General features: G+C 49.8%; 19 protein-coding genes. 17 read left to right on the top strand and 2 right to left on the bottom strand.

Translation table 11 applies throughout. The features are described 5' to 3' along the window. The 17 genes from CX664_RS13195 to CX664_RS13110 all read left to right on the top strand — a co-directional run. Positions 1-154: transposase (locus tag CX664_RS13195; protein ID WP_145999995.1), on the top strand; the 154-nt coding region annotated here is incomplete at its 5' end. A gap of 121 nt (positions 155-275) precedes the next feature. Next, the gene (locus tag CX664_RS13190) at positions 276-1,241 is read left to right on the top strand and encodes a hypothetical protein (RefSeq protein ID WP_145999994.1); all 966 of its coding nucleotides are present in this window, start codon (positions 276-278) and stop codon (positions 1,239-1,241) included. A 183-nt stretch (positions 1,242-1,424) separates the two neighbouring features. Continuing rightward, positions 1,425-1,808, top strand: a complete 384-nt coding sequence (locus CX664_RS13185) for a MerR family transcriptional regulator (protein ID WP_101747185.1) — start codon at positions 1,425-1,427, stop codon at positions 1,806-1,808. A gap of 52 nt (positions 1,809-1,860) precedes the next feature. Further along, positions 1,861-3,030, top strand: a complete 1,170-nt coding sequence (locus CX664_RS13180; protein WP_101747184.1) for an isovaleryl-CoA dehydrogenase — start codon at positions 1,861-1,863, stop codon at positions 3,028-3,030. A 16-nt stretch (positions 3,031-3,046) separates the two neighbouring features. Beyond that, positions 3,047-4,648: a carboxyl transferase domain-containing protein gene (locus CX664_RS13175; RefSeq protein ID WP_101747183.1), complete on the top strand. Its 1,602-nt coding sequence runs from the start codon at positions 3,047-3,049 to the stop codon at positions 4,646-4,648. A 13-nt stretch (positions 4,649-4,661) separates the two neighbouring features. Beyond that, positions 4,662-5,534 carry an enoyl-CoA hydratase-related protein gene (locus CX664_RS13170; protein ID WP_101747182.1) on the top strand — a complete coding sequence of 291 codons (873 nt, stop codon included), beginning with the start codon at positions 4,662-4,664 and terminating at the stop codon, positions 5,532-5,534. Continuing rightward, the gene (locus CX664_RS13165; protein WP_101747181.1) at positions 5,527-7,509 is read left to right on the top strand and encodes an acetyl/propionyl/methylcrotonyl-CoA carboxylase subunit alpha; all 1,983 of its coding nucleotides are present in this window, start codon (positions 5,527-5,529) and stop codon (positions 7,507-7,509) included. The genes CX664_RS13170 and CX664_RS13165 overlap by 8 nt, the downstream gene beginning before the upstream one ends. Before the next feature lie 23 nt (positions 7,510-7,532). Continuing rightward, positions 7,533-8,471: a hydroxymethylglutaryl-CoA lyase gene (locus CX664_RS13160; protein WP_101747180.1), complete on the top strand. Its 939-nt coding sequence runs from the start codon at positions 7,533-7,535 to the stop codon at positions 8,469-8,471. 56 nt (positions 8,472-8,527) lie between these two features. Then, on the top strand, positions 8,528-10,489 hold the full coding sequence (locus tag CX664_RS13155) for an acetoacetate--CoA ligase (protein WP_101747179.1): 1,962 nt from the start codon (positions 8,528-8,530) through the stop codon (positions 10,487-10,489). 299 nt (positions 10,490-10,788) lie between these two features. After that, entirely contained in the window at positions 10,789-12,792 is a 2,004-nt protein-coding gene (locus tag CX664_RS13150) for a hypothetical protein (RefSeq protein WP_145999993.1), read from the top strand. Between the two features lie 49 nt (positions 12,793-12,841). Continuing rightward, positions 12,842-14,365, top strand: a complete 1,524-nt coding sequence (locus tag CX664_RS13145) for an ankyrin repeat domain-containing protein (protein WP_101747177.1) — start codon at positions 12,842-12,844, stop codon at positions 14,363-14,365. A 262-nt stretch (positions 14,366-14,627) separates the two neighbouring features. Next, on the top strand, positions 14,628-16,499 hold the full coding sequence (locus CX664_RS13140; protein WP_145999992.1) for a M26 family metallopeptidase: 1,872 nt from the start codon (positions 14,628-14,630) through the stop codon (positions 16,497-16,499). Between the two features lie 767 nt (positions 16,500-17,266). Continuing rightward, a complete protein-coding gene (locus CX664_RS13130; RefSeq protein WP_101747174.1) occupies positions 17,267-20,776 on the top strand; it encodes a hypothetical protein in 3,510 nt (1,169 codons plus the stop codon). A gap of 170 nt (positions 20,777-20,946) precedes the next feature. Next, on the top strand, positions 20,947-21,228 hold the full coding sequence (locus CX664_RS13125; RefSeq protein WP_101747173.1) for a DUF4212 domain-containing protein: 282 nt from the start codon (positions 20,947-20,949) through the stop codon (positions 21,226-21,228). A 1-nt stretch (position 21,229) separates the two neighbouring features. Continuing rightward, on the top strand, positions 21,230-23,017 hold the full coding sequence (locus tag CX664_RS13120; protein WP_101747172.1) for a sodium:solute symporter family protein: 1,788 nt from the start codon (positions 21,230-21,232) through the stop codon (positions 23,015-23,017). A 225-nt stretch (positions 23,018-23,242) separates the two neighbouring features. Next, positions 23,243-23,776, top strand: a complete 534-nt coding sequence (locus CX664_RS13115) for a hypothetical protein (protein ID WP_145999991.1) — start codon at positions 23,243-23,245, stop codon at positions 23,774-23,776. 532 nt (positions 23,777-24,308) lie between these two features. Then, on the top strand, positions 24,309-24,557 hold the full coding sequence (locus CX664_RS13110) for a FitA-like ribbon-helix-helix domain-containing protein (RefSeq protein WP_101747170.1): 249 nt from the start codon (positions 24,309-24,311) through the stop codon (positions 24,555-24,557). A gap of 64 nt (positions 24,558-24,621) precedes the next feature. Here the strand turns inward: CX664_RS13110 and CX664_RS27035 are convergent, their stop codons facing one another. Next, the gene (locus CX664_RS27035) at positions 24,622-24,963 is read right to left on the bottom strand and encodes a class I SAM-dependent methyltransferase (protein ID WP_219622183.1); all 342 of its coding nucleotides are present in this window, start codon (positions 24,961-24,963) and stop codon (positions 24,622-24,624) included. 33 nt (positions 24,964-24,996) lie between these two features. Further along, positions 24,997-25,407, bottom strand: a complete 411-nt coding sequence (locus tag CX664_RS27030) for a hypothetical protein (protein WP_219622182.1) — start codon at positions 25,405-25,407, stop codon at positions 24,997-24,999. Positions 25,408-25,413: the final 6 nt, after the last annotated feature.

Here is a 25,413-nt window from a genome sequence, read left to right as displayed (position 1 = left end):
GTATTCAACCTATACCAATGCCCGTATGGAAGGGTTGAACAGCTTGTTCCAAGCGGCCAGAGCAAGGGCTAAAGGTTACCGGAACACAGGCACGTTCATAACGATGATTTACCTGATCGCCAGCCCTGTGGCAGACATCCTGAAATCCATATGAAACGGCGAAGAGCCCTTTTTTATCTGCCATCAACACGTCTTTGGTGATTGATTGGGCTGTAAGCAGGAACTTTTTAAAGAAGGGACAGTCCCAAGCGATAATTCGGTATTTCTATAATTCAATGAACACATCCAACGCTGGCTCAAATTTTGGTTTTGTTTGTCCGTGTTTTCAGGATTGGTCAGGAACGCCTTTAGCAAACCCTTATGCAATCAGCACACATCGAGGTATGGCTGGCAATTATGTACAGATAGTTAATTCCCCCCATGACAGATATATAAATAAGGACGTAACCAACCAGGACATGCCGTCTTCTACTCCACGTTCCCTTAATGATTTTTCCATTTCTGATTCACCATCCACTGAGGACAAACCGCCGTTTCCCGGATTCTATTTACAGGCAGATCTTGATGCCATTGTCCCTTGTGATGTGCCCAGGAACGCCGCTGATGATTTTACAAAAACGGACTTAACCCCAAGAAGCTCTCAACAAATAGCTCAGCAATTACCCTCACAAAATGCATCAGTCAGTTTTTCTCAGCCATCATCGCGTCCAGTGGCTGTAGTTGATCCATTGAACACTGCTGCACAACAGCAAGCGTGCAAAGAAACTGGCCGGTTGAGATTGACTGAACCATCCGGTTCTGGTGCACCTCTGCTTGTTTCACCTAATTTTCAAAGAGGCAGGCCAAAGCAGGCAAACAGTAAAGCCAAATATGCCACATCCGATAAACGCAGGGCTAGCATGGCCAGAAGCGCAGCCAAACACGCCAAAACCGAAAAAGGCAAGGCTAGCAGGGCCAGATACGCCAAAACCGATAAAGGTAAGGCTTGCAGGGCCAAATACGCCCAATCCCAAAAAGGCAGAGCCAATAATGCCAGAAGCTTAGCCAAATACGCCCAAACTGCTAAAGGCATGGAAACAAGAGCTATATGTAATGCAAGATCAAACGCCTATAAAACAGCCTTAAAAAAAGGCTCTAGTGAAAAAGTAGCGAGGGAAAAAGGAGAGCTGGCAGCGAATGCAAAAAAAGCAGAATTATCATCACGTCCCTCTCTTCCCCCGCCTTCAGCCCCCCCTGACTGAAGGAATATTAACATTCCTGATGAAGCTCTCCTCACCCAGAGTGGTAAGCAATCGAAGCTAAAAAACAGCTACCAAACCGGAAAAGTCGGTGGGTTCGACAGATAGATTTACGTTTACGTAAGGGGAAGATATACTCTTAGAAAGAAGCGTCTTCAACACGCTGCCAATAACGAGCACAGAACCATGTCCGAGCGCACGTTCACTATTTCAGAACTCGCCCGGGAGTTTGACCTCACTCCCAGGGCGATACGCTTTTATGAAGATCAGGGGCTACTCAGCCCAAAGCGTAATGGTCTGCAGCGCGTATATAGCAAGAGGGACCGCGTTCATCTTAAGCTTATTGTCCGGGGCAAGCGTCTTGGCTTAAGCCTGGCTGAATCCAGGGATTTGATTGCGCTGTATGACCCGACGTCCCGAAATAAAAAGCAGCTCCAGGCAATGCTTGATGCCATTGATACGTCCAGTATGCGCCTTGAGCAACAGCTGCAGGACATTCACATAATGCAGGATGAACTTACCGAAGCCAGAAAGCGCTGTGTTAAAGCACTGAAGGAAAGCGAACAGTAAACCGTTAGATAAAACTCCCACAGCAATAACAATAAAAAGTGAGGAAGCCCCAATGAGCCAATACGCAGAGCTGAATTTCAACCTTGGAGAAACCAGCGACATGCTCAGGGAGCAGGTCAGGCAATTTGCTGCAAAAGAGATTGCACCAAGGGCAATGGAGATCGACCAGACCAACCAGTTTCCCATGGATCTCTGGCAAAAAATGGGGGATATGGGCTTGTTGGGTATCACCGTATCTGAACCTTATGGCGGCTCAGCCATGGGGTATCTTGCCCATGTTATCGCCATGGAAGAGATCAGCAGGGCTTCTGCTGCCGTTGGGCTCAGCTATGGAGCCCACTCCAACCTCTGTGTCAACCAGATCTTCCGCATGGGTAGCGATGCGCAAAAAGAACAATATCTGCCTGACTTGATCAGTGGCCAGGCCGTCGGAGCGCTGGCCATGAGTGAACCGGAAGCCGGTTCCGATGTCGTCAGTATGAAGCTCAGGGCCGAAAAGAAAGGCGACCGCTTTATCCTGAACGGTAACAAAATGTGGATCACTAATGGCCCTGATGCCTCCACCTACGTGATCTATGCCAAAACGGAACCGGAAAAAAGATCCCGTGGCATCACCGCCTTTATTGTCGAAAGGGACTTCCCCGGATTCTCCAGGGCACAGAAACTGGACAAACTGGGTATGCGGGGTTCAAACACCTGCGAACTGGTGTTTGAGAACTGTGAAGTGCCTGCCCGGAACGTGCTGGGCAACCTCAATGGCGGTGTTGAAGTGCTGATGAGCGGACTGGACTACGAGCGGGTGGTGCTTTCAGGAGGCCCCACCGGCATCATGCAGGCCTGCCTGGATGTGGTTCTGCCTTACATTCATGACCGTAAACAGTTTGGCCAGTCCATCGGTGAATTTCAGCTGATTCAGGGCAAGGTTGCCGATATGTACACCCGGATGAATGCCTGCAAAGCTTACCTCTATGCTGTCGCTGCCGCCTGTGACCGTGGCGAAACAACCCGCAAGGATGCGGCAGGCGTTATTCTCTACTGTGCCGAAACAGCAACGGCACTGGCACTGGATGCCATCCAGATACTCGGTGGCAATGGCTATATCAATGACTACCCCACCGGACGCCTGTTAAGGGATGCCAAACTGTACGAGATCGGTGCCGGCACATCGGAAATCCGTCGTATGCTGATCGGCCGGGAGCTGTTTCAGGAAACCGGACATTAAACGGAGGGGGATTGTCATGGTGGCACTGACCACAACAATAGCCATAGACAGCGCAGAATTTAATGACAACCGTCGTCAAATGCAGGCACTGGTTGATGAACTGCAGCAGAAGTCTGATCACCTGAAACTGGGGGGATCTGCAAAAGCCCGGGAAAAACACATCAGCAAAGGCAAACTGCTGCCCAGAGATAGAATCGCCCTGTTGCTGGACCCCGGCTCCCCATTTATGGAAGTCGGACTTTTTGCAGCCGACAAAGTCTACAACGAAGCAGTACCCTGTGCCGGCGTGGTGGCCGGTATTGGCCAGGTTTCAGGCCGTGAGTGCATGATTGTCGCTAACGATGCCACCGTCAAAGGCGGCAGCTACTTTCCACTCACCGTTAAAAAGCATTTAAGAGCCCAGGCCATCGCCGAGCAGAATCACCTGCCCTGTATCTATCTGGTGGATTCCGGTGGTGCCAATCTGCCCAGGCAGGATGAAGTGTTTCCTGACCGGGAACACTTTGGCCGGATTTTCTTTAATCAGGCCAATATGTCGGCCAGGGGAATTCCACAAATTGCCGCTGTGATGGGTTCCTGCACGGCCGGCGGCGCTTATGTTCCTGCCATGGCGGATGAAAGCATTATCGTCCGCGGTCAGGGCACCATTTTCCTTGCTGGACCTCCCCTGGTCAAAGCCGCCACCGGCGAAGAAATTAGCGCAGAGGCTCTGGGCGGTGCAGACGTTCACTGTCGTCAATCCGGCGTGGCCGACCATTACGCCAATGATGATGCCCATGCCATCCACCTGATTCGACAATCGGTATCCCGCCTGAATCAGGTAAAGAAAAGTTATTACGATTTCCGGCCAAGTACTGAACCACTGTATGACATCAAAGAGCTCTATGGGGTTGTCCCTTCGGACCTGAGACAGCCCTATGACGTCAGGGAAGTCATCGCCCGTATTGTTGATGGCTCCGATTTTGATGAGTTCAAGGCGCTGTTTGGGGAAACGCTGGTGTGTGGCTTTGCCCGGATTCATGGGCATCCGGTGGGGATTGTTGCCAACAACGGCATACTCTTTTCCGAATCCGCCCAGAAAGGTGCGCACTTTATCGAACTGTGCTGTCAGCGCAAAATGCCACTGGTATTTCTCCAGAATACCACCGGTTATATGGTGGGATCCCAGGCGGAGTCCGGAGGTATTGCCCGTCATGGCGCGAAAATGGTCAACGCCGTTGCCTGTGCCAGAGTCCCAAAATTCACGGTGATAATCGGCGGCAGCTTTGGTGCAGGCAATTATGGCATGTGTGGCAGAGCCTACGACCCCCGGTTTCTCTGGAGCTGGCCCAATGCCCGTATTTCGGTGATGGGCGCAGAACAGGCCGCCAATGTCCTGGTCCAGGTCAAACGTGATGCCAAACAGGGGCAGGCATTAAGTGAAGAGGAAGCGCGGGCCATCCGTCAGCCCATTCTTGAGAACTACAATCACCAGGGCAACCCTTACTACGCCAGTGCACGACTCTGGGATGACGGGGTGATTGATCCGGCGGATACCCGCACCGTCCTTGGGCTGGGCCTTTCTGCGGCAATGAATGCCCCCATTGAAGACACCCGCTTTGGCATATTCAGGATGTAAGGTGCACATTACAATGAACTATAAAAACCTGACCCTTGATATAAGTGACCAACCCCGTCAGATTGCTACGCTCTGTCTCAACCGACCTGAAACCGGCAACGCCCTGAATAAAGAGCTGATTGCCGAAATGCACAAGGCTTTTGATCAGATTGAGCAGACGCCCACCCGCCTGCTGATACTCAAAGCCAATGGTAAACATTTCTGTACCGGTGCTGACCTCAACTGGATGAAACAATCGAAAGCGCTGAACAAAGAAGAAAATCATCAGGATGCACGACAACTGGCCAGCCTGATTCAAAGGCTGGACCAGTTCCCTGCGCCTACTATAGCGGCGATCCAGGGTGCAGCATTTGGTGGTGCCCTGGGGCTGATCACCGCCTGTGATATCGCCATCGCCAGTAAATCCGCAAAGTTTTGCCTGAGCGAAGTCAAGCTCGGGCTTATTCCTGCGGTCATCAGTCCCTACGTTGTTCGAGCCATGGGAGCACACCAGGCACGACGCTATTTTCTCAGTGCAGAAACCATCTCAGCCAAACAGGCTCTGCGCCTGAACCTGATTCATGAACGGTGTAAAGAGCAGGATTTATCATCGACAGTCGAAGCACTTTGTGGCCAAATCATTCAAAACGCCCCCGTTGCCATGGCTGAAGCGAAACGATTAATTGATGACGTCAATCATCAGCTGATTGATGAAGACCTCATTGATCTGACCTGCGAACGAATTGCTAGTATTCGTATTTCACCGGAAGGTCAGGAGGGATTGAGCGCTTTTCTGGAAAAGCGTGCTCCGGGTTGGGGAGAGCCATCAGCCAATAAAAAGCCTTCAGCCAATAAAACGCCATCAGCCAATAAAAAGCCATCAGCAGAGGAGCAACACCATGATTAAACGCCTGCTGATTGCCAACCGTGGTGAAATCGCCTGCCGAATTATAAAAACAGCCCATGCCATGGGTATGGAAACCATTGCCCTCTATTCCGATGCCGACCATCGAGCCCTCCATACGACCATGGCCACTAAAGCAGTCTATGCTGGCCCAAGCCCTGCTCTTGAGAGTTACCTGGATATTGAAAAAATATTGTCCATAGCAGAACAGGAAAAGGCGGATGCCATTCACCCGGGCTATGGCTTCCTGTCAGAAAATGCCGACTTTGCCCTGGCCTGCCAGCAAAGAGGCATTATCTTCGTAGGCCCTCCAGCTTCGGCCATTGATGCCATGGGCTCAAAAAGTGAAGCCAAGAAAATCATGGCAGAGGCCGGAGTCCCTCTGGTTCCCGGTTACCACGGCGAGCACCAGAGTAACCAGCAGCTGATGGCTGAAGCCGAACTCATTGGTTACCCCCTGCTGATCAAGGCTGCTTTTGGCGGTGGCGGTAAAGGGATGCGTGTTGTTGATCGTTCAGAGCACCTGGAGCAACAGCTGGAGTCGGCAAGGCGTGAAGCAGAAAAAGCGTTCGGCAATGATCAACTGCTGCTTGAACGCTTTGTCACTAAAGCGCGGCATGTGGAAGTTCAGATTTTCTTTGACCAACAGGGAAATGGTGTGTTCCTTTTTGACCGGGACTGCTCTTTGCAGCGCCGACATCAAAAAGTGATTGAAGAAGCGCCTGCCCCCGGCCTGACTCCCGAACTGCGCGAAGCCATGGGCAATGCCGCCGTTGCCGCCGGCAAAGCCATCGGCTATCAAGGGGCGGGTACCGTGGAGTTTCTGCTTGATGGTGATCAATTCTACTTTATGGAGATGAATACCCGCCTCCAGGTGGAGCATCCGGTAACGGAAATGGTCACCGATCTGGACCTGGTGGAGTGGCAGTTAACCGTGGCATCCGGCCAGCCTCTGCCATTGGATCAGGCGTCATTACACTGCCATGGCCATGCCATTGAAGCCCGGTTGTACGCAGAAAACCCACGGCTGAATTTTCTGCCCACCTCAGGACGCATTTTGACCCTGGAATGGCCAGAGACCCATGGCAACCTGCGTATTGATACCGGTATTCAGGCCGGTGACAGCATCACTGCCTGGTACGACCCCATGATGGCAAAAATCATTGCCAGAGGCCCCAGCCGACAGGCTGCAATAGCGCAGCTTCAGACGGCACTGGCTCGGTATCATCAGGCAGGGATCTGCGATAATCGGGACTTCCTGGTACATCTGCTGGCAACGCCGGCATTTATTGATGCCAAACTCAGTACAGACTTTATTGATCATCACCCTTTTCCTGCTTTATCCCCGGAGCAAAGAGAGCAGCTGTTAGCGGTTGCGGCTATTTATCAGTTTGAATGTGGCAACCTCGCCAGACCGGATGAGTTACTGCCAACCTCGTGTGGCTCCAATTTCAGCACAGAATCCCTGGTTCAGCTTTATCTGGATGAACAGCGCTGGCTGGTCAGGGTCGATAAACAGTCCAACCGTTATCTACTCCGTATCGGAGATAAATCACTGACTGTAACCGCCAACGTTAACCACAAAACCTGCGGCGCATTCTTGAGCCTCCGTTTTGACACGACAGACGCAGAGAAATTACAGCCAATCATTTGCCGTATAATTCCCCAGCCCGGGGAATTATTGAAAGTCATTCTTCCGGAAATCAGCTATGAAGTTGCACTCCCCGGCCATCCCATGGAACAGGAAGACCATCAGGATAATGTACCTCTTGCTCCGATGAGTGGCTCCATCACCTGCGTGATGGTCAATGAGGGCCAGTCTGTGGCGCAGGGAACCCCGCTGCTGATGATGGAAGCCATGAAGATGGAGCACTGCATCACTGCCAAAGAGTCCGGAACCGTTGAGCGGATACTTTATCAGGCCGGAGACCAGGTTGGGGCAGGTTCACCATTACTGACGTTCATCGAAAAACCATAAAAACAACGACATGGAGTAAAGGGATGTCCAGTGATACCGCCAATTCACAGCAACTGCCTGACAGGGTAACGCTGGTTGAGATGGGTGCCAGAGACGGGCTGCAGAATCAGCCGGAGATACTCTCTGCCGGGATTCGCTCTGAGCTGATCAACCGTCTTGCCAGAACAGGACTGAAGCGCATTGAAGCGGGCAGCTTTGTGTCACCAAAAGCCGTTCCGCAAATGGCAGACTCCCACAAAGTTTTTGATCTTCTTCATCGACAACCGGGGATCACCTATGGTGCCCTGACCCCAAATCTCAAAGGTTTTGAAGCAGCCCTGGCCGCTGGCGCTGATGAAGTGGCGGTATTTACTTCAGCCTCAGAAGGGTTCAGCCAGAAAAATATCAACTGCTCCATTGCCGAAAGCCTGCAGCGTTTTGAACCGGTTATGGCAGCGGCAAAAAAACACGGTTTAAACGTCAGAGGCTATGTTTCCTGTGTGATGGGATGCCCCTATGATGGCGATATCCCCCCTTCCGCCGTTGCCGGGGTTGCCGAACAACTCTGGCAGATGGGCTGCTATGAAATATCCCTGGGCGACACCATTGGCGTTGGCACACCCCTCAACGCCAAAAAAGTGCTGGAGCACACTTCCCGACATATTCCCGTCTCAGCCCTGGCGGCACACTTTCACAATACCTATGGACAGGCGCTTGCCAATGTCCTGGCCCTGCTCGAAGAAGGGCTTTCGGTGATTGACAGTTCGGTTGCCGGCCTGGGAGGTTGCCCTTATGCCCCCGGAGCTTCGGGCAATCTGGCGACGGAGGATGTGGTCTATATGCTGCACGGCATGGGCATAAAAACCGGGATAAATATGGAGGAACTGCTCAAAGCGGCTACATTCATTTGTGACCAGCTGGGCATACCCTCAAGATCAAATGCCGGGTTGGCATTGAGCCGGTCGATTCATCCTTCCGGGTGAATTGAAACTCGCTAATTTAGAAAAGAACCCAGAAAAGAAGCCAAAAGAGAAAGCCAATGTCAGCACTGTGGATACCGGATCAAAACACAATAACATCATCCAATCTTCAGGCGTTTATCAACCGCGTAAAAGAAGTCACAGGTTTACCACTGGAGGATTATTCTGATCTATACCAATGGAGCATTGAAGACCGCCCGGCCTTCTGGCAACGGCTGGCAGAATTCTACCGCGTACAATTTCATACCCAACCCTCCGCGCCCTTAATAAACGACAATATGCCAGGTGCTCAATGGTTTCCTGATTCAACACTGAACTATGCAGAACACCTGCTGCAACGAAGAGATAATAAAACAGCCCTGGTATTCCAAGGTGAGAATGGCCGTCGCCGAACCCTGAGCTACCGGGAACTCTATCAATCAGTAGCCGCAGCTCAACAGGGGTTGATTGCAGCCGGTATCAAAAAAGGGGATCGTATTGCGGCCTTTATGCCCAACTGCCCGGAAACCATTATTGTGATGCTGGCCGCCACAGCGCTCGGGGCAATCTGGTCATCCTGTTCGCCAGATTTTGGTATTCAGGGCGTTCTGGACCGTTTCGGACAGATTGAGCCCCGGCTTCTGCTCACGGTTGACGGTTACTTTTATGGCGGTAAAACCATCGACTGTATGGCAAAAACAGCCCAGATTCAGCAAAACATCCCATCGCTGGAAACCACTGTCGTTGTGCCTTTTGCCAATCCGGAGCCGGATTTTGTGCAGCTCAGCACTCTCAATAAAAACAGCAATGCGGTACTCTGGGCTGATTTCTGCCAACCATCGAGTAAATCGGTGAGTATCATCCCTGTCGAGTTTAATCATCCACTGTTTATTATGTACTCTTCAGGTACCACTGGCGTTCCCAAGTGTATTGTTCATGGTCATGGTGGAACGCTGCTACAGCATTTGAAAGAGCTGGGCCTTCATACCGATCTGAAAGCCCAGGATACGATTTTCTACTTTACCACCTGTGGCTGGATGATGTGGAACTGGCTGGTTTCATCACTGGCCCTTGGGGCCACTGTCGTTTTGTACGATGGCTCACCGTTTTATCCCGAACCTGAAACCCTGATGGATATGGCAGAGGCGGAGAACGTTTCCATTTTTGGTACCAGTGCCAAGTACATTGCCGCCCTGCAAAAAGCCGGCGTCAAACCTGCCAGCAGTCATAACCTTCAACACCTCAAAGCCATTCTATCGACAGGCTCTCCCTTGCTGCACGAAAGCTATGACTTCGTCTTTCAGGAGGTAAAAGCGGATGTCCGGCTTTCTTCCATATCCGGTGGCACGGACATCATCTCCTGCTTTGCCCTGGGCTGCCCGATACTGCCGGTCTATCGCGGTGAACTGCAGTGCCGGGGGCTGGGTATGGATGTTCACTTTGTGGATGCCACAGGGTCTCCGCTGACTGAAGCAAAGGGAGAGCTGGTTTGTCAGTCCAGTTTCCCGTCCATGCCCGTTGGCTTCTGGAATGACCCCGATGGCAACAAGTACCACAACGCCTACTTCAACGAGTTTGCAGGGATCTGGGCTCATGGCGATTACGGCGAGCTGACCCGGCATGGCGGTGTTATTATCCATGGCCGGGCCGATGCTGTATTAAATCCGGGAGGTGTTCGCATTGGTACTGCCGAGATTTATCGCCAGGTTGAAAAGGTAGAAGAAGTACTTGAGAGCATTGCGGTAGGACAGGAATGGGAAGACGACACACGCATTGTATTGTTTGTGCAGCTTCGTGATGGCGTGACACTTAATGATCAATTGATCCGGAAAATCATCCAGACCATTCGCAGCAACACTACGCCTCGTCACGTTCCCGCCAAAGTTCTGCAGGTCACCGACATTCCAAGAACCATCAGCGGTAAAATCGTTGAGCTGGCGGTGCGTGAAGTTATTCATAATCGGCCGGTAAAAAATACCGATGCCCTGGCCAACCCGGATGCCCTGGATCAGTTCAGACACCGTCAGGAGCTTTTTTCCTGAGCTTTTCAAAGCACTGAAGAGCTCACGCATTTCAGACTGGCCCGTTTAGTGCGTTTCTCGAGAATTTTCACAGCAAAGTAACGCACCCAGGGCTATTCTACCCTGCGGGTTGTTTGCTCATTTGCCATGAGAATCCCCGAGTCAGGCATGAATAGGCCTTCACTACCCGTGTGGCATTTTCATTATGCCGGATGACCGAACAATCAAATGGCAAAGTCCCATGACTGCCTGTGGCGGTCACGGGAATTTGAGCGATAGGAAACCAGCACAATAATTAACGCCATCATGAGGTAGTGATTTTGATACAGCCATCAACCATGCCAGGCAGCGCTACTGCCAGCGACCCGCGATCTACCACAACCCGGTCTGCCGAGTCACAGGGACGGTGGGGGCGAATGGCTGTGTGCACGAAATCTCGCGTCGGACCGTTATTACCGGACAATACCCGGCAGAAAAACGACCGCTGTAAAATAAAAAACAGACAGCCAGACGTATCGCCGCAGCATCGTAAACCGGCCAGCACAACGCCCCGGGTTCACCAGCTGCCGAGCGCCGCCGTTAGGGCTCCTTCCGGCCTTGCTGCCGCCGGTGCGGCAGCCACAGCCGACGGTAACAGTGACCGGTGGATAGCGGTGCCGGATGCTGCCACCCTTGGCAAGATCGGCCACGACCCTGACTATCCACTCAATGGTACTTACCGACAGACCGGGGATATTGATGGTAGCCAGTTGGGCCAGCCCATCGGTAATGATACTCATCCGTTTACCGGCAGCCTCCGTCGCGAAAACGGCACCATTGGTAATCTCAGCCATTGTCTGGTGCAAACGCTCGGTGGTCCGGGCCAGATCAATGGCCTGAGGTTTAGCGATGCCAACATAAGAGAAGAAGGCCCGGTCGCAGTCGCAGCCTGTACCATTGAAGACGCTGCCAGGGTCAGTAGTATCAGCGTTAACAATGCCAATGTATTAGCCCTGGGTCACAGTGCGGGGATTGCCGGGGGGGATGTCCGGGGAACGGTGCTCAACACCACTGCAGTGAACTGCACAGTTGCAACCTCCGCAGACGGGAAATACGCCGGAGCAGCAGGTATTGGTGCCGGGTTTCTTCGTGGTGGTGGTATGGTTGTCGACACCACGGCGGTTAACTGCTCATTGGCCAGCTCCACAAATTCAGGGGCAGCAGGCATTGGAGCGGGGAAGCTTATAGCAGGTGCAGGGGGGCGTCGTGGCATGGTTGCCAACACCACGGCGGTGAACTGCAAAGTTGAAAATTCCGCTCAATATGGCGGTGCAGGCATTGGCGTGGGTACGGCTTTTAATGATGGCACGATTGCTCACACCACGGCGGTGGACTGTATAGTCGAAAACACCGGTGAGGATGGCGACGCAGGTATTGGCCTGGGCAAAGCTGTTTTTTTTGACATGGTTGCCAACACCACAGCGGTGAACTGTACCGTGGCCGCTTCCGGTTTGCGGGGCAATGCAGGTATCGGCGCAGGGGGAGGCAGTTTTGCTTTGGCAAATGTTGCTAACACCACAGCCGCAAACTGTACTGTGGCAACCTCCGGCCCCAGCGGGAACGCCGGTATCGGAGTGGGCATGGTTGGTGGCGGATTTGAATCTGGAAAGGTTGTTGGCACCACCGCACTGAACTGTACAGTGACAACCTCCGACAAGAGCGCAGATGCTGGCATCGGAGTGGGAAGATTTTTAACTCATGGCAATCTTGCCTGCACCACAGCGATCAATTGTGAAGTCGACAGTGAATATGGAGATGCTGGTGTCATGGGTGGTCCTGAAGCGGGTATCTGTAATGTCCGTATCAATGGACACTGGCAAAACAATACCGACCCTGGTTGTCATCCCTGGCTGGATAGTTTAGGTGCAGTTATTGACCCTGGTCTGCTGCCGCCGAATTATCGCCCCGATGCTTATAATTTTACGGCGCTGGCAAACAATCAAATTCATCAGTGTGGGTTCTTCCCGGCCACAATCCCGACCACAATCCCAACAACAACCCCAACCACTTCGGGTAAAAGCAGCTCAAGGGATCTGGACCTGAATCAAGCCGCTTTAGCCGCTATAGCCCTGGGCGGTGTACTCTTGGTGCTGGTGGTTGGCTTGTGCATCTTCCGCTACTATCGCAACCGGGCATCGCCTGCGGCTGGCTATAGCCCCCTATTGCCCGGGAGTACAGGGGACAATCCCGTGAACAGATCCCCCGAACGCTTCGTGAACTCACTGCCCGATATTGCCGAAGAAAGCGATGATGATGAATTGGTGCCGTTACTCCGGTCGGTATAGCCACCGAAGGTGGTGAAAGTCATTTGCTCACTTTGAAAGGGCGTTTATCATGAATAGCGTCACAAATTCGATCAACAATTTGAGTAATTTTTCCACCTGTGCTCTCTGTAACGACCCAACAACCAGTTCATTTGGCGGGCGATCGGTGGTCACCGCGTCGTGCCGTGAGTCCCACCAATTCCATCTTGACTGCATTCTTCAACCATTGCTTGATCAAGCCAGGGCTGGGGCCAGGCGGAGTAAACTGCATTGTACTGTCTGCTCGGAGCAACCTGTCCTGCCGTTGCTCCGTGACTCTCAGCCTGTCGCTGAACATGCCTGTCGTTATGGGGATCTGGAAGCATTGGAAAAGGTGCTGGATCTTGATATCAACAATATAGGCTGGGAACAACCCGGAGCAGCCATTTATGGCGATAATCTGGAGAGCAGAGTTAGCGACCTGGGACGGATGGCCGCTAAACACGGTCAGGTTGAGTGCTTGCAATTATTGTGGGAAAAATCAAAAGGGCAAGGGCCACTCCCCAACCCTAACCATGTCTTGTATGCAGCGGCTGCCAATGGCCGGATTGAGTGTATGGAGTGGGTATTAAGCACCTGGGTCAACAGGATAAGCAGAGATTACCTTACCGAAAAACTTAATAAGGCAATGCGTGAAGCTGCCAGAGAAGGTCAGGTAGAGTCTATGCGGTATTTGCTGAAAGAGGGGGCAAACGAAGCTGCTAGCGCTCTGCATTGTGCCTCGCTAAAAGGCCAAACTGATTCAATCCGATTTCTGCTGAAATCATGTGACAGTTTTAAGGGTCTCGACAGTAAACGACATACTGAGATTTTAAATAAGTCTCTGACATACGCCATCGACAAAAATCAACCCGGGAGTGTGCAAGTTTTGCTCGAGGAGGGACTAAGACTCGTTGGTCGTCTTGATCTCAATGATGCTTTGTTCAATGCCATTAGGCATGGCAGCACCCAGTGCATGCAACCTCTGATTGATGAAGGTGCTGACATTAATGGCAGACTTAAAGGACTCGACGTTGCTTATCACACGCCTCTTACCCGGTCGGTTAGTTGTCAAGACAAAAAGCTCATGAATGCAGTTATGCTCGCCGGGGCAAATGTCGATGTTAAAAACCAGTTTGGCGACTGCGCACTTCATATCGCCGCTGGACTTGATGATATTACCTACCTGCGAAAACTCCTTGAGTCTGGGGCGGATTGCAATGCCAGAGATCAACAGGGCCGTACAGCCCTCCACCTGGGCAACCGGACTGACAATGTAGAATGTGCCGAAACTCTGATCAGGGCTGGGGCAGATATTAATGCCAAAGACTGCTCCGGTGAAACTGCACTCTTTGCGGCTGCCAGAAAAAACAATATTGGATACATTTTGACCCTTATTGACGCCAAGGCAGATATTAACGTCAAAAACTACAGTGACAAGACGGCGCTGGATTTTGCCAGTGATGTACGATGCAAGCGAGCACTTATCGAAGCCGGAGCCAAGTACAGCTGGGAGTTAAATCTATTAGATGCTGCAGAAGCTTTGGACGATATGAGACAGTGCACTTTAACCTGATCCAGATTGGCTGCTTTGGTTTGGACAAGAGGAAAACCCGTTCTTTTCTTGCTATTCCATCGCCGGGCCGATGCCGTATTATAAATCCGGGAGGTGTCCGCATTGGTACTGCCGAGATTTATCGCCAGGTTGAAAAGGTTTTTCATTATGCTGGATGACCGGACAATCAAATTGCAAAGACCCATGACTGCCTGTGGCGGTCCCGGGAATATGAGCGATAGGAAACCAGCACAAAAATTAACGCCATCATGAGGTAGTGATTTTGATACAGCCACCAGTCATGCCCGGCAGCGTTACTGCCAGCGCCTCGCGACCTGCAACAACCCAGTCTGTCGAGCCACAGGTACGGTGGGGGCGACTGGGTGTGTGCACAGAATCTGACGCCGTACCGTTGTTACCGGACAATACTTGGGAGGCAGACCCGGTAAACGACCACAGTGCAATAAAAAACAGACAGCAAGACCTACATCGTAAATCGGCCAGCACAACACCCCGGACTCGCCAGCTGCCGAACCCGGCCGTGGTGCCAGGTGCTCCGTCCGGCCTCACTGCTGCCAATGGGACAGCCACAGCCGACGATAACAGTGACCGGTGGATAGCGGTGCCGGATGCTGCAACCCTGGGCAAGATCGGCCATGACCCTGACTATCCACTCAATGGTACTTACCGGCAGACCGGGGATATTGATGGCCGCCAGTTGAGCCAACCCATTGGTAGTGATACTCATCCGTTTACCGGCACCCTCCGTGGCGAAAACGGCACCATTTGTAATCTCAGCCATTGCCTGGTGCAAACCCTGGGAGCTACAGGCCAGATCGATGGCCTGAGCTTTAACGGTGCCAATATAAGAGAAAAAGGCCCGGTCGCGGTAGCGGCCTGTACCATTGCAGATGCTGCCATGGTCAGTAATATCAGTGTTAACAATGCCAATGTATTAGCCCTGGGTGACAGTGCGGGAATTGTCGGCGGGGATGTCCAGGGAACGGTGTTCAACACCACCGCAGTCAACTGCTCTGTGGCAACCTCCGCTAGCGGCGAAGAGACCGGGAACGCAGGTATTGGTGCCGGGCTACTTCGTGGTAATGGTAATGTTGTCGATACCACTGCGGTGAACTGTCACGTGACAGCTTCCCTCAGGGATGGAAGTGCAGGCATCGGCGCGGGTACGGCTTTTGGGACTGGCACGCTTGCTGACACCACGGCGGTGAACTGCACAGTCGAAAACTCCGGAGATTATGGCTACGCAGGTGTTGGCGCAGGCAGAGCTTCTTTTTTTGGTATGGTTGCCGACACGACAGCCGTGAACTGTAACGTGACAGCTTCCGGCCTGGATGGAAGTGCAGGCATCGGCGTGGGGGGAGGCGTTTTTAGTTTGGCAACTGTTGCCAACACCACAGCGGTAAACTGCAATGTGACAACCTCCGGCACTGGCGGGGGCGCCGGCATCGGGGCGGGCACGATTTTAACTGGATTTGATTCTACAAAGATTGCTGACACCACCGCACTGAACTGTACCGTGGCATCCTCCGGAAAGGACGCATGTGCTGGCATCGGAGCGGGAATATTAGATTCTAAAGCCATCGTTGCCAGCACCACAGCGATAAATTGCGAAATCGACAGTGAATATGCAGTGTCTCCTGTCACGGGTGGTTCTGACCCTGATATCTGTAATGTCCGTATCAATGGACACTGGGAAAACAATACCGTCCCTGGTTGTCAGCCCTGGCTGGATAATTTATGTGCAGGTATTGACTCTGGTCTGCTGACGCCAGATTGTCGGCCTGGTGAGGCACTGGCAAACAATCCTGTTCGTCAGTGTGGGTTCTTCCCTGTCGTCCCGACAACAACCCCAACCACTTCCAGCAATAGCAGCTCAAGAGCTTTGGACCTGAGTCAGGCCGCTATAGCCGGTATTGCCCTGGGCGGTGTGCTTTTTGTGCTGGTGGGGGTTTTGTGCATCTACCGCTACTGTCGCAACCGGGCATCATCTGCGGCTGGCTATAGCCCCATTTTGGCCGCGAGCACAGGGGACAATTCCGTGAACAGATCCCCCGAAGGCTCCGTGAACTCACTGCCCGATATTGCCGAAGAAAGCGATGATGATGAATTGACGCCGTTACTTCGGTTGGTATAGCCACCAGCGGCGGCAATTCTGCGAGCAATATACTTCTGAACGCAGCGCGCGCCCAAAAAGGGATAAAGTGCCTGGAATAATTTAGTCTGAATTGTGCCAGTCTCTCGACTCCACTTCAGGATGAACCGAGATCAAGCTTTAAACCAGGAAGTTCCGAAAAAGTGCTTTTCAGGAAACAGTGATTGCCACCACAGGAATCTTTGACCTTGTTCGTCTGGGAAATACGGATATTCAGTCTCCCATAACGTGACCTTCCCGCCGTGGATCGGCGCTTCCAGGCCTGACTTCTTTTTAACAATGGCATGCAAACCGCTGTTCAGATCACGGACCGATACCTTTTAGGAATTGTCCCTGAATAACTTCCTCTTTTTGCCACGGAGACACGGAGTCACAGAGGAAAAGATTTTTTCCTGAGCTTTTCGAAGTACTGAAGGGTAAGTAGTTAACCAAATGAAATCGTATTTTCTGACTAAGTGGACAGTCACTCTGCTGCGTTACAACTACGGTCACATAGCTACGGCTATGCTCCCTACGTTGTGCCTTGCATAGTAACTGCCCACTTAGCCAGAAATATACGATTCCATTTGGCCAACTACTTAACAAACGAAATTTCTAATTCCCAAATGGTATCGCTCCTCATTCTATCTTGATCAAATGTCCAAAATAGCTATCAGGAATGCAGTATCAATAATTTCAAAGTGAACTAATGGAAAAATAGTTTATCTAAAATATGTTCTTACCGATCAAATTTCAGGAGCCTTAGTGTTTTGCCTGTTGATTCATCTATTAAGCCAATGACGGTGTTGGAAAAGTCGGTTTTGGCGAATGATGCCTTATTAATCTGTGATATTAAAATATCCTACTCACGCTATGTGATTGATGGTTTGTCGCATGTTGATTTGCGACTCCCCAATAAAATTCGGGATCCACTGTTGCCCCCTTTGCCTTTATTAAAGTTAGAGCAGCGGCACAGTGTAGGGCGAATAACGTATACAGATAATCCTAAACAGCATTTGTGGTCTATTGATCGAGTAATGACCTTGCTTCTGGATCAAAATGATAATGCTGAATTTAAATGTTATCTTGAACCAATGATGGCTGATAATGTTGATTTACCAACAACGGAAGGTAGTGGAGAGTCAGAGCATCTGGATGCTTCTTCAGTTGTCACTGTGCTTGATGCCCTCTCTGCTCATTCCAATGTAAACGAGGTACGATGCTCAACCAGCCAGAAACTGAAGAAGGGCAGCTATCTTGGGGTTTATCATCCATATTTAGCAACTCATGACAAGACGAATCTTTATTACAGGGATGGGCAATTCATTATATTATCACCCGGCGAAGGTGTGATATTAGAGTATAAATCCTCTGATGAGGGTTTACCATACTGGGAAATAGTGGCTACCTATCATAATAAAGATATAACGGTTCAGATGAACCCTCTGCTTCAGGAGAGACTTGACTTTAAAGATATAGCGATAAGTAATGGGCAATACCATCTTCCGGTCAGAGCGATTGAAGAACTCTCTGTGCTTAAAAGAAAACATGGAATCTGCCCTGCGGTCTTTAATTGTGGTCGTATCAGTGATAAAAGCGCTTTAAATTCGTTAAAAAAATACGTTTCTGAAAATCTTGCAAATGGTAGAGGACAGGCTGTTTTCAGTATGCTTGTTATGAATGAGTCTGCTGCACATATGATTGCCGTCAGATTTATCCAGGCAGGTAATCAAATTGTTGTTTATTTACATGAAACAATACAGCCGAAAAGCTGTGTAGCTAAAGAGACAAGAAATTTTATCATTACTGCTATATCTGATTCAGTAAAAAATATTCGAGACAATAGCCTGTACTTTTTGACCACGCCAGCGTCTGGATATCTCCAGAAAGACTATAACAGCTGCTCAATAACAGCATTTAAGGTGTTGCTGTCCTTTGAAAAAGAACGCAATGGGCTTGACTCGTTTTTTATCCAGCTGGTGAGAGATTCTGATTCGGAAATTGCTCTGATTGATTATCAGGCATTCAATAAGGAAGGTACAGGTGATTTCAGTAAGGGAGCAAAGGTGCTCCCGGGGAATATCAAAGTGGGTAGTGTGCCGTTAACATTATTACCCGCAGTTCTTTTAAAGTTTTATCAGGGTAGTCAGGACCTTCTTTCTAATCAGCAAAAAAAAACCATTGTCAGTCATGCCGGAAAATTAACATTGGAAGATTATTATCTAAGGTACAGATTTCATGATACGAAAACTGATAAGGTTTTTAATGTGGCCGCCTTTTGTAAAACCAATAAGTCTTTTGTTTTATGGAAAGATATGATCAGGAATTTCACACCTTTGTTTGTCAGGATTTTGAAGGTTGACTTTGATCAGGTGAGAAAGTATTCGTTAAATCGATGGTTGAAGAATTCAATGTATTCAAATATAGAAATCAATGCTAATGATTTGAAAATGTTAAAGCGATACAAAAAATTTATCACCATGGAGGCAGATTTAAATAGATGGCCTGAAGATGCTGTTTTAAAGTGGCGGAATCAAAGCAGGGAGTTGACAGTTTGGCTAAAGGAGATAAGGCCAAACACAACGACTATGAATAAGAATAAACTACTGTGGTGCTGGTGTCAGTTTTTAAATAATCATCTTGATTCCTTTTCCGATGTTGGAAGGTTGTGGGTTCGCAGGGATGTTGGCTATGTTATTGCACGGCTTGATGCCCGGTTGAAATTATTGCAAAAGACCGTGAGATCTGATTTTCCCTTTCACTTTGGTGAGAGGTTCTACAGAGAACCAGAGTCTCTGCCAGAGCCTGTGTTTGAGGGAGAGCCCATTGATAGAGGTGCTCGATGTTTCTATGTCAAGACTGAAGTCAGAGAGTCTTTGAGGGAGCCAGGACGTTTTAACAGGATTGTCATGACCTTTCCGAAGCCATTACTTTTGGCTTTTGCTGACAATGAAAGAGCATGCGATGATTCTGATTCAAATACATCGCATCGCAAGGATGAGTCATTATTGTCATCGGCTTCAGGGGAGTCCAGTACAGAAACCACTGCTGCTATCGCTGCTGTAACAAAAGCTGTCTCAGTGCTGGATTCAGTTGAGAAAATATCCTGTGATTCAACTTTGGCTATATCGGATTCCTGTAAATTAATTGACCTTGAATTACAATATGATGAAAAACTCACTGATGAACTCCTGTTTTCTCAAGACTATAGCCCATCTCATGCATCTACACTCGATCAAAAATATTTTCCGAAAATGGCAAAAGAGGCTGCTCAAAGTAGTAAAGTTCAAACTTCGCCTGTTCTGAAAAGAGAACAGGCAGCATTGGAAACGGGTTTTTCTGGCTCTCCCATAAAGAAACAACGATTGATGACTGTTTCTATGCCTGTTTTGGATACTGCTGCACCGGATTTGGCAGAGCAGGCTAACTCAATCAGAAATGAAATTGAAAAGGATGAATTCAAGGTTGCAATCGAGATGCTTTCCATGGTGCTGCAGGGTATATGGACAATGGATGTATCAAGCAAAACGAAAGCCAGTAAAAGGTTAAAGGTTCTCAAAGAAGCCATAGAGAATATCTGTAAGATTTCCAACCGTCCAAATGAGCTGGATAGCTACCTGCAGCGGAATAATATTTTTGGTCTCCCCGGCTTGCATGATACACAGAAAAGAGTCCTGATCATTTCTTTTGCGCTTGATTATCTTTTGCAAATATTATCCGCAGCTGGCGAGGAAGTTGATGATGAACCTGTAGCTATTGTTGCCACGGCAAGGCTTTTCATTGCAAGGAATACCGGGAAAAACGGTTGTGGGGTTGTGGGAGAAAGTAGATACGATTTAATAGCAGGTGAGTTTCCTACCTTGTTTGCAACAGCAAGTGTTTCTGAACCCTCTGAAAATGAAAATGTCATGGAAAAGGTGCTTAGAATCAGAAAGGAGCTTAAAACAATTGGATATTTAATGATTAGTGAAAGAATAAATACTGTTTTTTTCAAAGGGGAAGTACATGGGAGAGTAAACTTGCTTAAGTTGTTGATTAAAAAAGTCTGCTCTTTTTTGGGTAGAGAAGGTGGGAACTATGATTTTCAGTGCCCACTGAGTTTAGAGAAAAGTATAAGCCCAGCTCAAAGGAAGTGGCTTAATCTTGCGGCACTCCATGAATATTTATCATCTATATTGCCGGGGCACAGCCCTGATAAGTCATTTACTTCTGTTCTGCTAACGGCTGAGAGCTATCTTAAGGAGCAGTCTAAAAATAGTACTTTCATTAATCTGCCTTAATTTAAGAGACTGTAAGCCTGGCTTTACCGGGATTAAGACAAAGTGCTGACACCGGTATTAGCCTAAAGTCTAAGATGCTCATGTCCCCACATTTGTTACTGTCTGAGACTCAGGCAGTCCTCAGTGACTGAAGATAAGAAAAACAATAATACTTTCAGGAGCGTCTTTTCATGTCTGCTGATCCTTCTCGTGATAATCAAAGCGCAGCTGCCGCCTACTGGCGGGAGAACATACGCATACTACTTTCCTTACTGGTGATCTGGTTCGTCGTTTCATTTGGTTGCGGCATACTGTTTGTGGACCAGCTGGATCAAATCAGCTTTTTCGGCTTTCCACTGGGCTTCTGGTTTGCCCAGCAGGGTTCCATCTATACCTTTCTGGTTCTGATTTTTGTCTATATCGGGTTGATGAACCGTCTGGACCGAAAATACAACGTTCAGGAGGAAGAGTGAGATGGCGACTCAAACACTGATCTTCCTTTTTGTCGGGTTATCGTTTGCGCTCTATATCGGTATTGCTATCTGGTCCAGGGCTGGCTCAACCAAAGACTATTATGTGGCCGGTGGCGGCGTTCATCCCGTTGCCAATGGTATGGCAACCGCAGCGGACTGGATGTCGGCGGCCTCCTTTATTTCCATGGCCGGTATTATCTCCTTTATGGGGCGTGACGGGGCCATGTATCTGATGGGCTGGACCGGGGGATATGTATTGCTGGCCATGTGCCTTGCGCCTTATCTGCGCAAATTTGGCCAGTTCACTGTGCCGGACTTTGTCGCTGAACGTTACTACAGCCAGACCGCCCGGGTGGTTGCTGTTATATGCGTTATCTTTATCTCCTTTACCTATGTTGCCGGACAGATGCGCGGCGTCGGTATTGTCTTCTCCCGTTACCTGGAGGTGGATATCAATATCGGGGTCATGATCGGGATGGGTATCGTCTTTGTTTACGCTGTGCTGGGGGGCATGAAAGGCATTACCTACACTCAGGTAGCGCAATACTGTGTGATGATTTTCGCCTATCTGGTGCCCGCGATCTTTATTTCTATGATGATCACTGGCAACCCGATTCCCCAGTTGGGCTTTGGCAGTGACGTTGCAGGCACTGGGCTCTCGGTGCTGGAGAAACTGAACGGTTTGTCTCAGGAGCTAGGCTTTGCCCAGTATACCGATGGCTCCAAGTCCACCATTGACGTGTTCTTTATCACCATGGCGCTGATGGTCGGTACTGCCGGTTTGCCCCACGTTATCGTGCGTTTCTTCACCACCCCAACGGTGCGTGACGCCCGTAAATCGGCCGGTTATGCGCTGCTGTTTATTGCTGTGCTCTACACCACAGCGCCAGCGGTGGCCAGCTTTGCCCGTATCAATCTGCTGCAGACGGTTTCTGAAGCTGAATATGAGCAGCTGCCTGAGTGGTTTGCCAACTGGGAAAACTCTGGTTTGATGGCCTGGGTCGACAAAAACGACGATGGCAAAATTCAGTATCACCCTGGTGCTCCGATTGAAGGTAAGCCGTCGTTTATTGATGCACGGGGTGACAGTGGTGAACGACTGGTCAGCAATAACCAGACTGGCAACGCCAATGAACTGTATGTTGATCGCGACATTATGGTGCTGGCCAACCCTGAAATCGCCAACCTCCCCGGTTGGGTCATTGCACTGGTAGCGGCCGGAGGTCTGGCGGCGGCCCTTTCTACCGCAGCTGGCTTACTGCTGGTTATTTCCACCTCCATTTCCCATGACCTGCTGAAGCGGAATCTCATGCCGGGCATTACCGATAAGCAGGAATTGCTGGCGGCCCGTATTGCTGCCGCGGCTGCTATTGGTGTGGCCGGTCTGGCAGGCATCTACCCGCCAGGATTTGTGGCCTCGGTGGTGGCTTTTGCCTTTGGCCTGGCGGCTTCTTCATTCTTCCCCGCGATTCTTCTGGGTATTTTCTACAAGCGGATGAACCGTGAAGGGGCGATTGCCGGTATGGTGACAGGCCTGTTGTTTACGGCTTCTTATATTATCTACTTCAAATTTCTGGGGGGGACTGCGGAACAGTGGTGGTTCGGTGTGTCACCAGAAGGCATTGGTACCCTGGGTATGTTGATCAACTTTGCGGTCTCCCTGGTGGTTTGCCATGCTACGGAAGGACCACCCAAAGCGGTGCAGGATATGGTGGATGATATTCGTATTCCCCGTCGTGGCGGGAAAGCATCAGAGCCCGTAGAAGAGGGTGAGACAGTTCGGGTATGAAGCCACTGAACCGATAAACAATCCAGAGCCGCTTTCCGTTGGAACGCGGCTTTTTTTCGATTCTTTGATCCTGGTCGCCTCTGTTGCAGTCAGTTATCGTAGCCGGTATCATTTTCTGGCAATTTCTGTGTCGCACCTGATATTCATTTTCCCAAATACAGAACTTAAGTGCTTTATAGGTGTCTAAACTGCCAGTCGTTATATTCTGCCTATGGAGTAACCAGCGTGGTTTCAAGAACTGTTTGTCTATCTCTGCTTTTGCTGTCGGCACTGGCCAATGCCGTGGATGATCACCATAAGTTGTTGTTAAGTATGAAGCACTATCTTGACGATGAGGTGGTTAAAGAGGTTAATTTCTACGGCACCGGGATTGATCCTAATGTAATGTCGAATGAGGAAGGCCAGTTCAGGCTGACGGTTGACGGGGTTGAAATCGATGCCGTGAATGACTCGACTTACTGGCGATTGAATAAACTGAGGCGTTCATTCAGCTATGATACCTTTTCCCAGGGTATTCAGCAGCTTGAGCCAGGCTGGGCGATGTGCAAACTGGGTGGTCCGGCCAGTGGCATCATTTTGGAAACCCGTTATCTGACCTATCAGGACCATAACATTATTCATGATGAGATGAGGCCAGTTTATGACCGGCCATTAAATTGCCTCTATCAGCCCAGGTATCAGCCGGTGAATGACCATGCCCGGGAGGCTGCCCGAGGCGTATTGGAAACCTTGAGAACCATTGCTGAATTTAGCAATTAACCCATCAATGGAACTTTTAACAGAGGCGATGTCATCATCGCTCCTGTTATATGAAATGGTGGTTATTTAAGACCGATAAGCACCTAAGGAATTGTCCCGAAATAATTTCCACATTTTGAACTTGATCTCCGTTCATCCTGAGCTTGTCGAAGGGTGATTGGCACAATACATGAGGCCGGAGTGCACGCCCTTCGACAGGCTCAGGACGAACGTAGTTTTGAAACCCAGAAATGTGGAAATTATTTCAGGACAGCTCCTAAATGCTTCAACTGAAGAAGAGTGATAAGTAGCTAACCATATGGAATCATATATTTCTGACTCCTTGTTCAGGCACTCTGCTTCGTTACAACTCCGGTCACATAGCTACGGCTATGCTCCCTCCGTTGTGCCTCGCATAGCACCTGCCCAAGTAGCCAGAAATATATGATTCCATATGGCCAGCTACTTACAGCATCAAAATAATAAAACAATTGCTTCGCTAGCAATGTGCTAGCTTTGGAAATGGATCACATCGCTCAAGGAAGCAAAATTCATGGCCACCCTGACCATACGAAACCTGCCAGACGAACTGATAGAACGATTAAAAGCCAGTGCCAAAGCAGGCAACCGCTCCATGGAGCAAGAGGTTCGGGAGCTTCTGGAAGCTCGCTATCAGAAAAAGTCTGATCTCATTATAGCTATAAGAAATAGCTGGAAAGAGTTGCCGGAAACACCCGGCCTACGATGCGTTTTTTGTGGTATTGGCGGAAACGTTAGACTGCCCATTGGTCACTTGGGATAAAAAGCTGTTGCACAAATTTCCAGAGATAGCCGTTGAGCCTGGGACGCTGTTATAACCACGGTGGTTATTTAAGACCAATGACTACCGCCATTTCATCACCATCAGCCCAGTGTCTGCCGCGCAAATCACTGTAAGTGGCCTGAATTTCCAAACCGTGTTGTTCAAGCTCACTGCGCAGCATGTCAAGGGTAAAGTGCTGTAGCCAGTTATAAACCGTCCACTCCCGTTCTGCTTCATAGATAACGTACTTGTCCAGGGTGACCAGTTCAGGTCTGTACAAGAAGGAAGACTGGATACACCAGTAGTCCAGGTAATTGCCCAGATGGTATTCGATGTCCAGGTTCGACCGGTCTGCCTGCTGGCTTGCGTACTCAAGGGAGTTTTGAGAGAAATCAAGACCCACCACAGTGCCTGTTCCCTGTTTTTTCAGGCGCTGTGTTTACAGTCCCGGGCCGCAGCCAAAGTCTATGACAGTTGAAGATTGATTAAGGCCAAAGCTTGAAGTAAGCCAGCTGACCGATTCATCAATAAAATCAAACGATCTGGAGGCGGCGTTGATATCCGGCTTTAGATGGAAGGCCATCATTTGTCTGGCAATATGAGGATCTGCCCACAATACTTCTGCCGTGTAAGTTGACCACACAACAGGCTGAGCTGTTGCATTATTGAGTTGTTTGAACATGTTGCTTATCCCAACACTAATGAATTCATTGCTATAACTCAGGAGTGTTTTGTCTATGATGAATGGTATCGCTACATCTGAAACCACCTGTTTACTCTGTGCCAAACAAACCGATTCTGCCAGCACTGGGGACGTAGTTGGAACATCTGCCGGACGCTCAATAGTCAAAACAGC

Origin of the sequence: Endozoicomonas acroporae (assembly GCF_002864045.1) — a bacterium.
Classification (GTDB): domain Bacteria; phylum Pseudomonadota; class Gammaproteobacteria; order Pseudomonadales; family Endozoicomonadaceae; genus Endozoicomonas; species Endozoicomonas acroporae.
The sequence above is the reverse complement of the archived record's forward strand: the minus strand, read 5'-3'. Positions and strand labels throughout refer to the sequence as shown.

Bases quoted from the DNA above. Each gene is read 5' to 3' on its own strand.
- CX664_RS13190 (WP_145999994.1), top strand. From the start codon at position 276: ATGAACACATCCAACGCTGGCTCAAATTTTGGTTTTGTTTGTCCGTGT.
- CX664_RS13185 (WP_101747185.1), top strand. From the start codon at position 1,425: ATGTCCGAGCGCACGTTCACTATTTCAGAACTCGCCCGGGAGTTTGAC.
- CX664_RS13180 (WP_101747184.1), top strand. From the start codon at position 1,861: ATGAGCCAATACGCAGAGCTGAATTTCAACCTTGGAGAAACCAGCGAC.
- CX664_RS13175 (WP_101747183.1), top strand. From the start codon at position 3,047: ATGGTGGCACTGACCACAACAATAGCCATAGACAGCGCAGAATTTAAT.
- CX664_RS13170 (WP_101747182.1), top strand. From the start codon at position 4,662: ATGAACTATAAAAACCTGACCCTTGATATAAGTGACCAACCCCGTCAG.
- CX664_RS13165 (WP_101747181.1), top strand. From the start codon at position 5,527: ATGATTAAACGCCTGCTGATTGCCAACCGTGGTGAAATCGCCTGCCGA.
- CX664_RS13160 (WP_101747180.1), top strand. From the start codon at position 7,533: ATGTCCAGTGATACCGCCAATTCACAGCAACTGCCTGACAGGGTAACG.
- CX664_RS13155 (WP_101747179.1), top strand. From the start codon at position 8,528: ATGTCAGCACTGTGGATACCGGATCAAAACACAATAACATCATCCAAT.
- CX664_RS13145 (WP_101747177.1), top strand. From the start codon at position 12,842: ATGAATAGCGTCACAAATTCGATCAACAATTTGAGTAATTTTTCCACC.
- CX664_RS13125 (WP_101747173.1), top strand. From the start codon at position 20,947: ATGTCTGCTGATCCTTCTCGTGATAATCAAAGCGCAGCTGCCGCCTAC.
- CX664_RS13120 (WP_101747172.1), top strand. From the start codon at position 21,230: ATGGCGACTCAAACACTGATCTTCCTTTTTGTCGGGTTATCGTTTGCG.
- CX664_RS13110 (WP_101747170.1), top strand. From the start codon at position 24,309: ATGGCCACCCTGACCATACGAAACCTGCCAGACGAACTGATAGAACGA.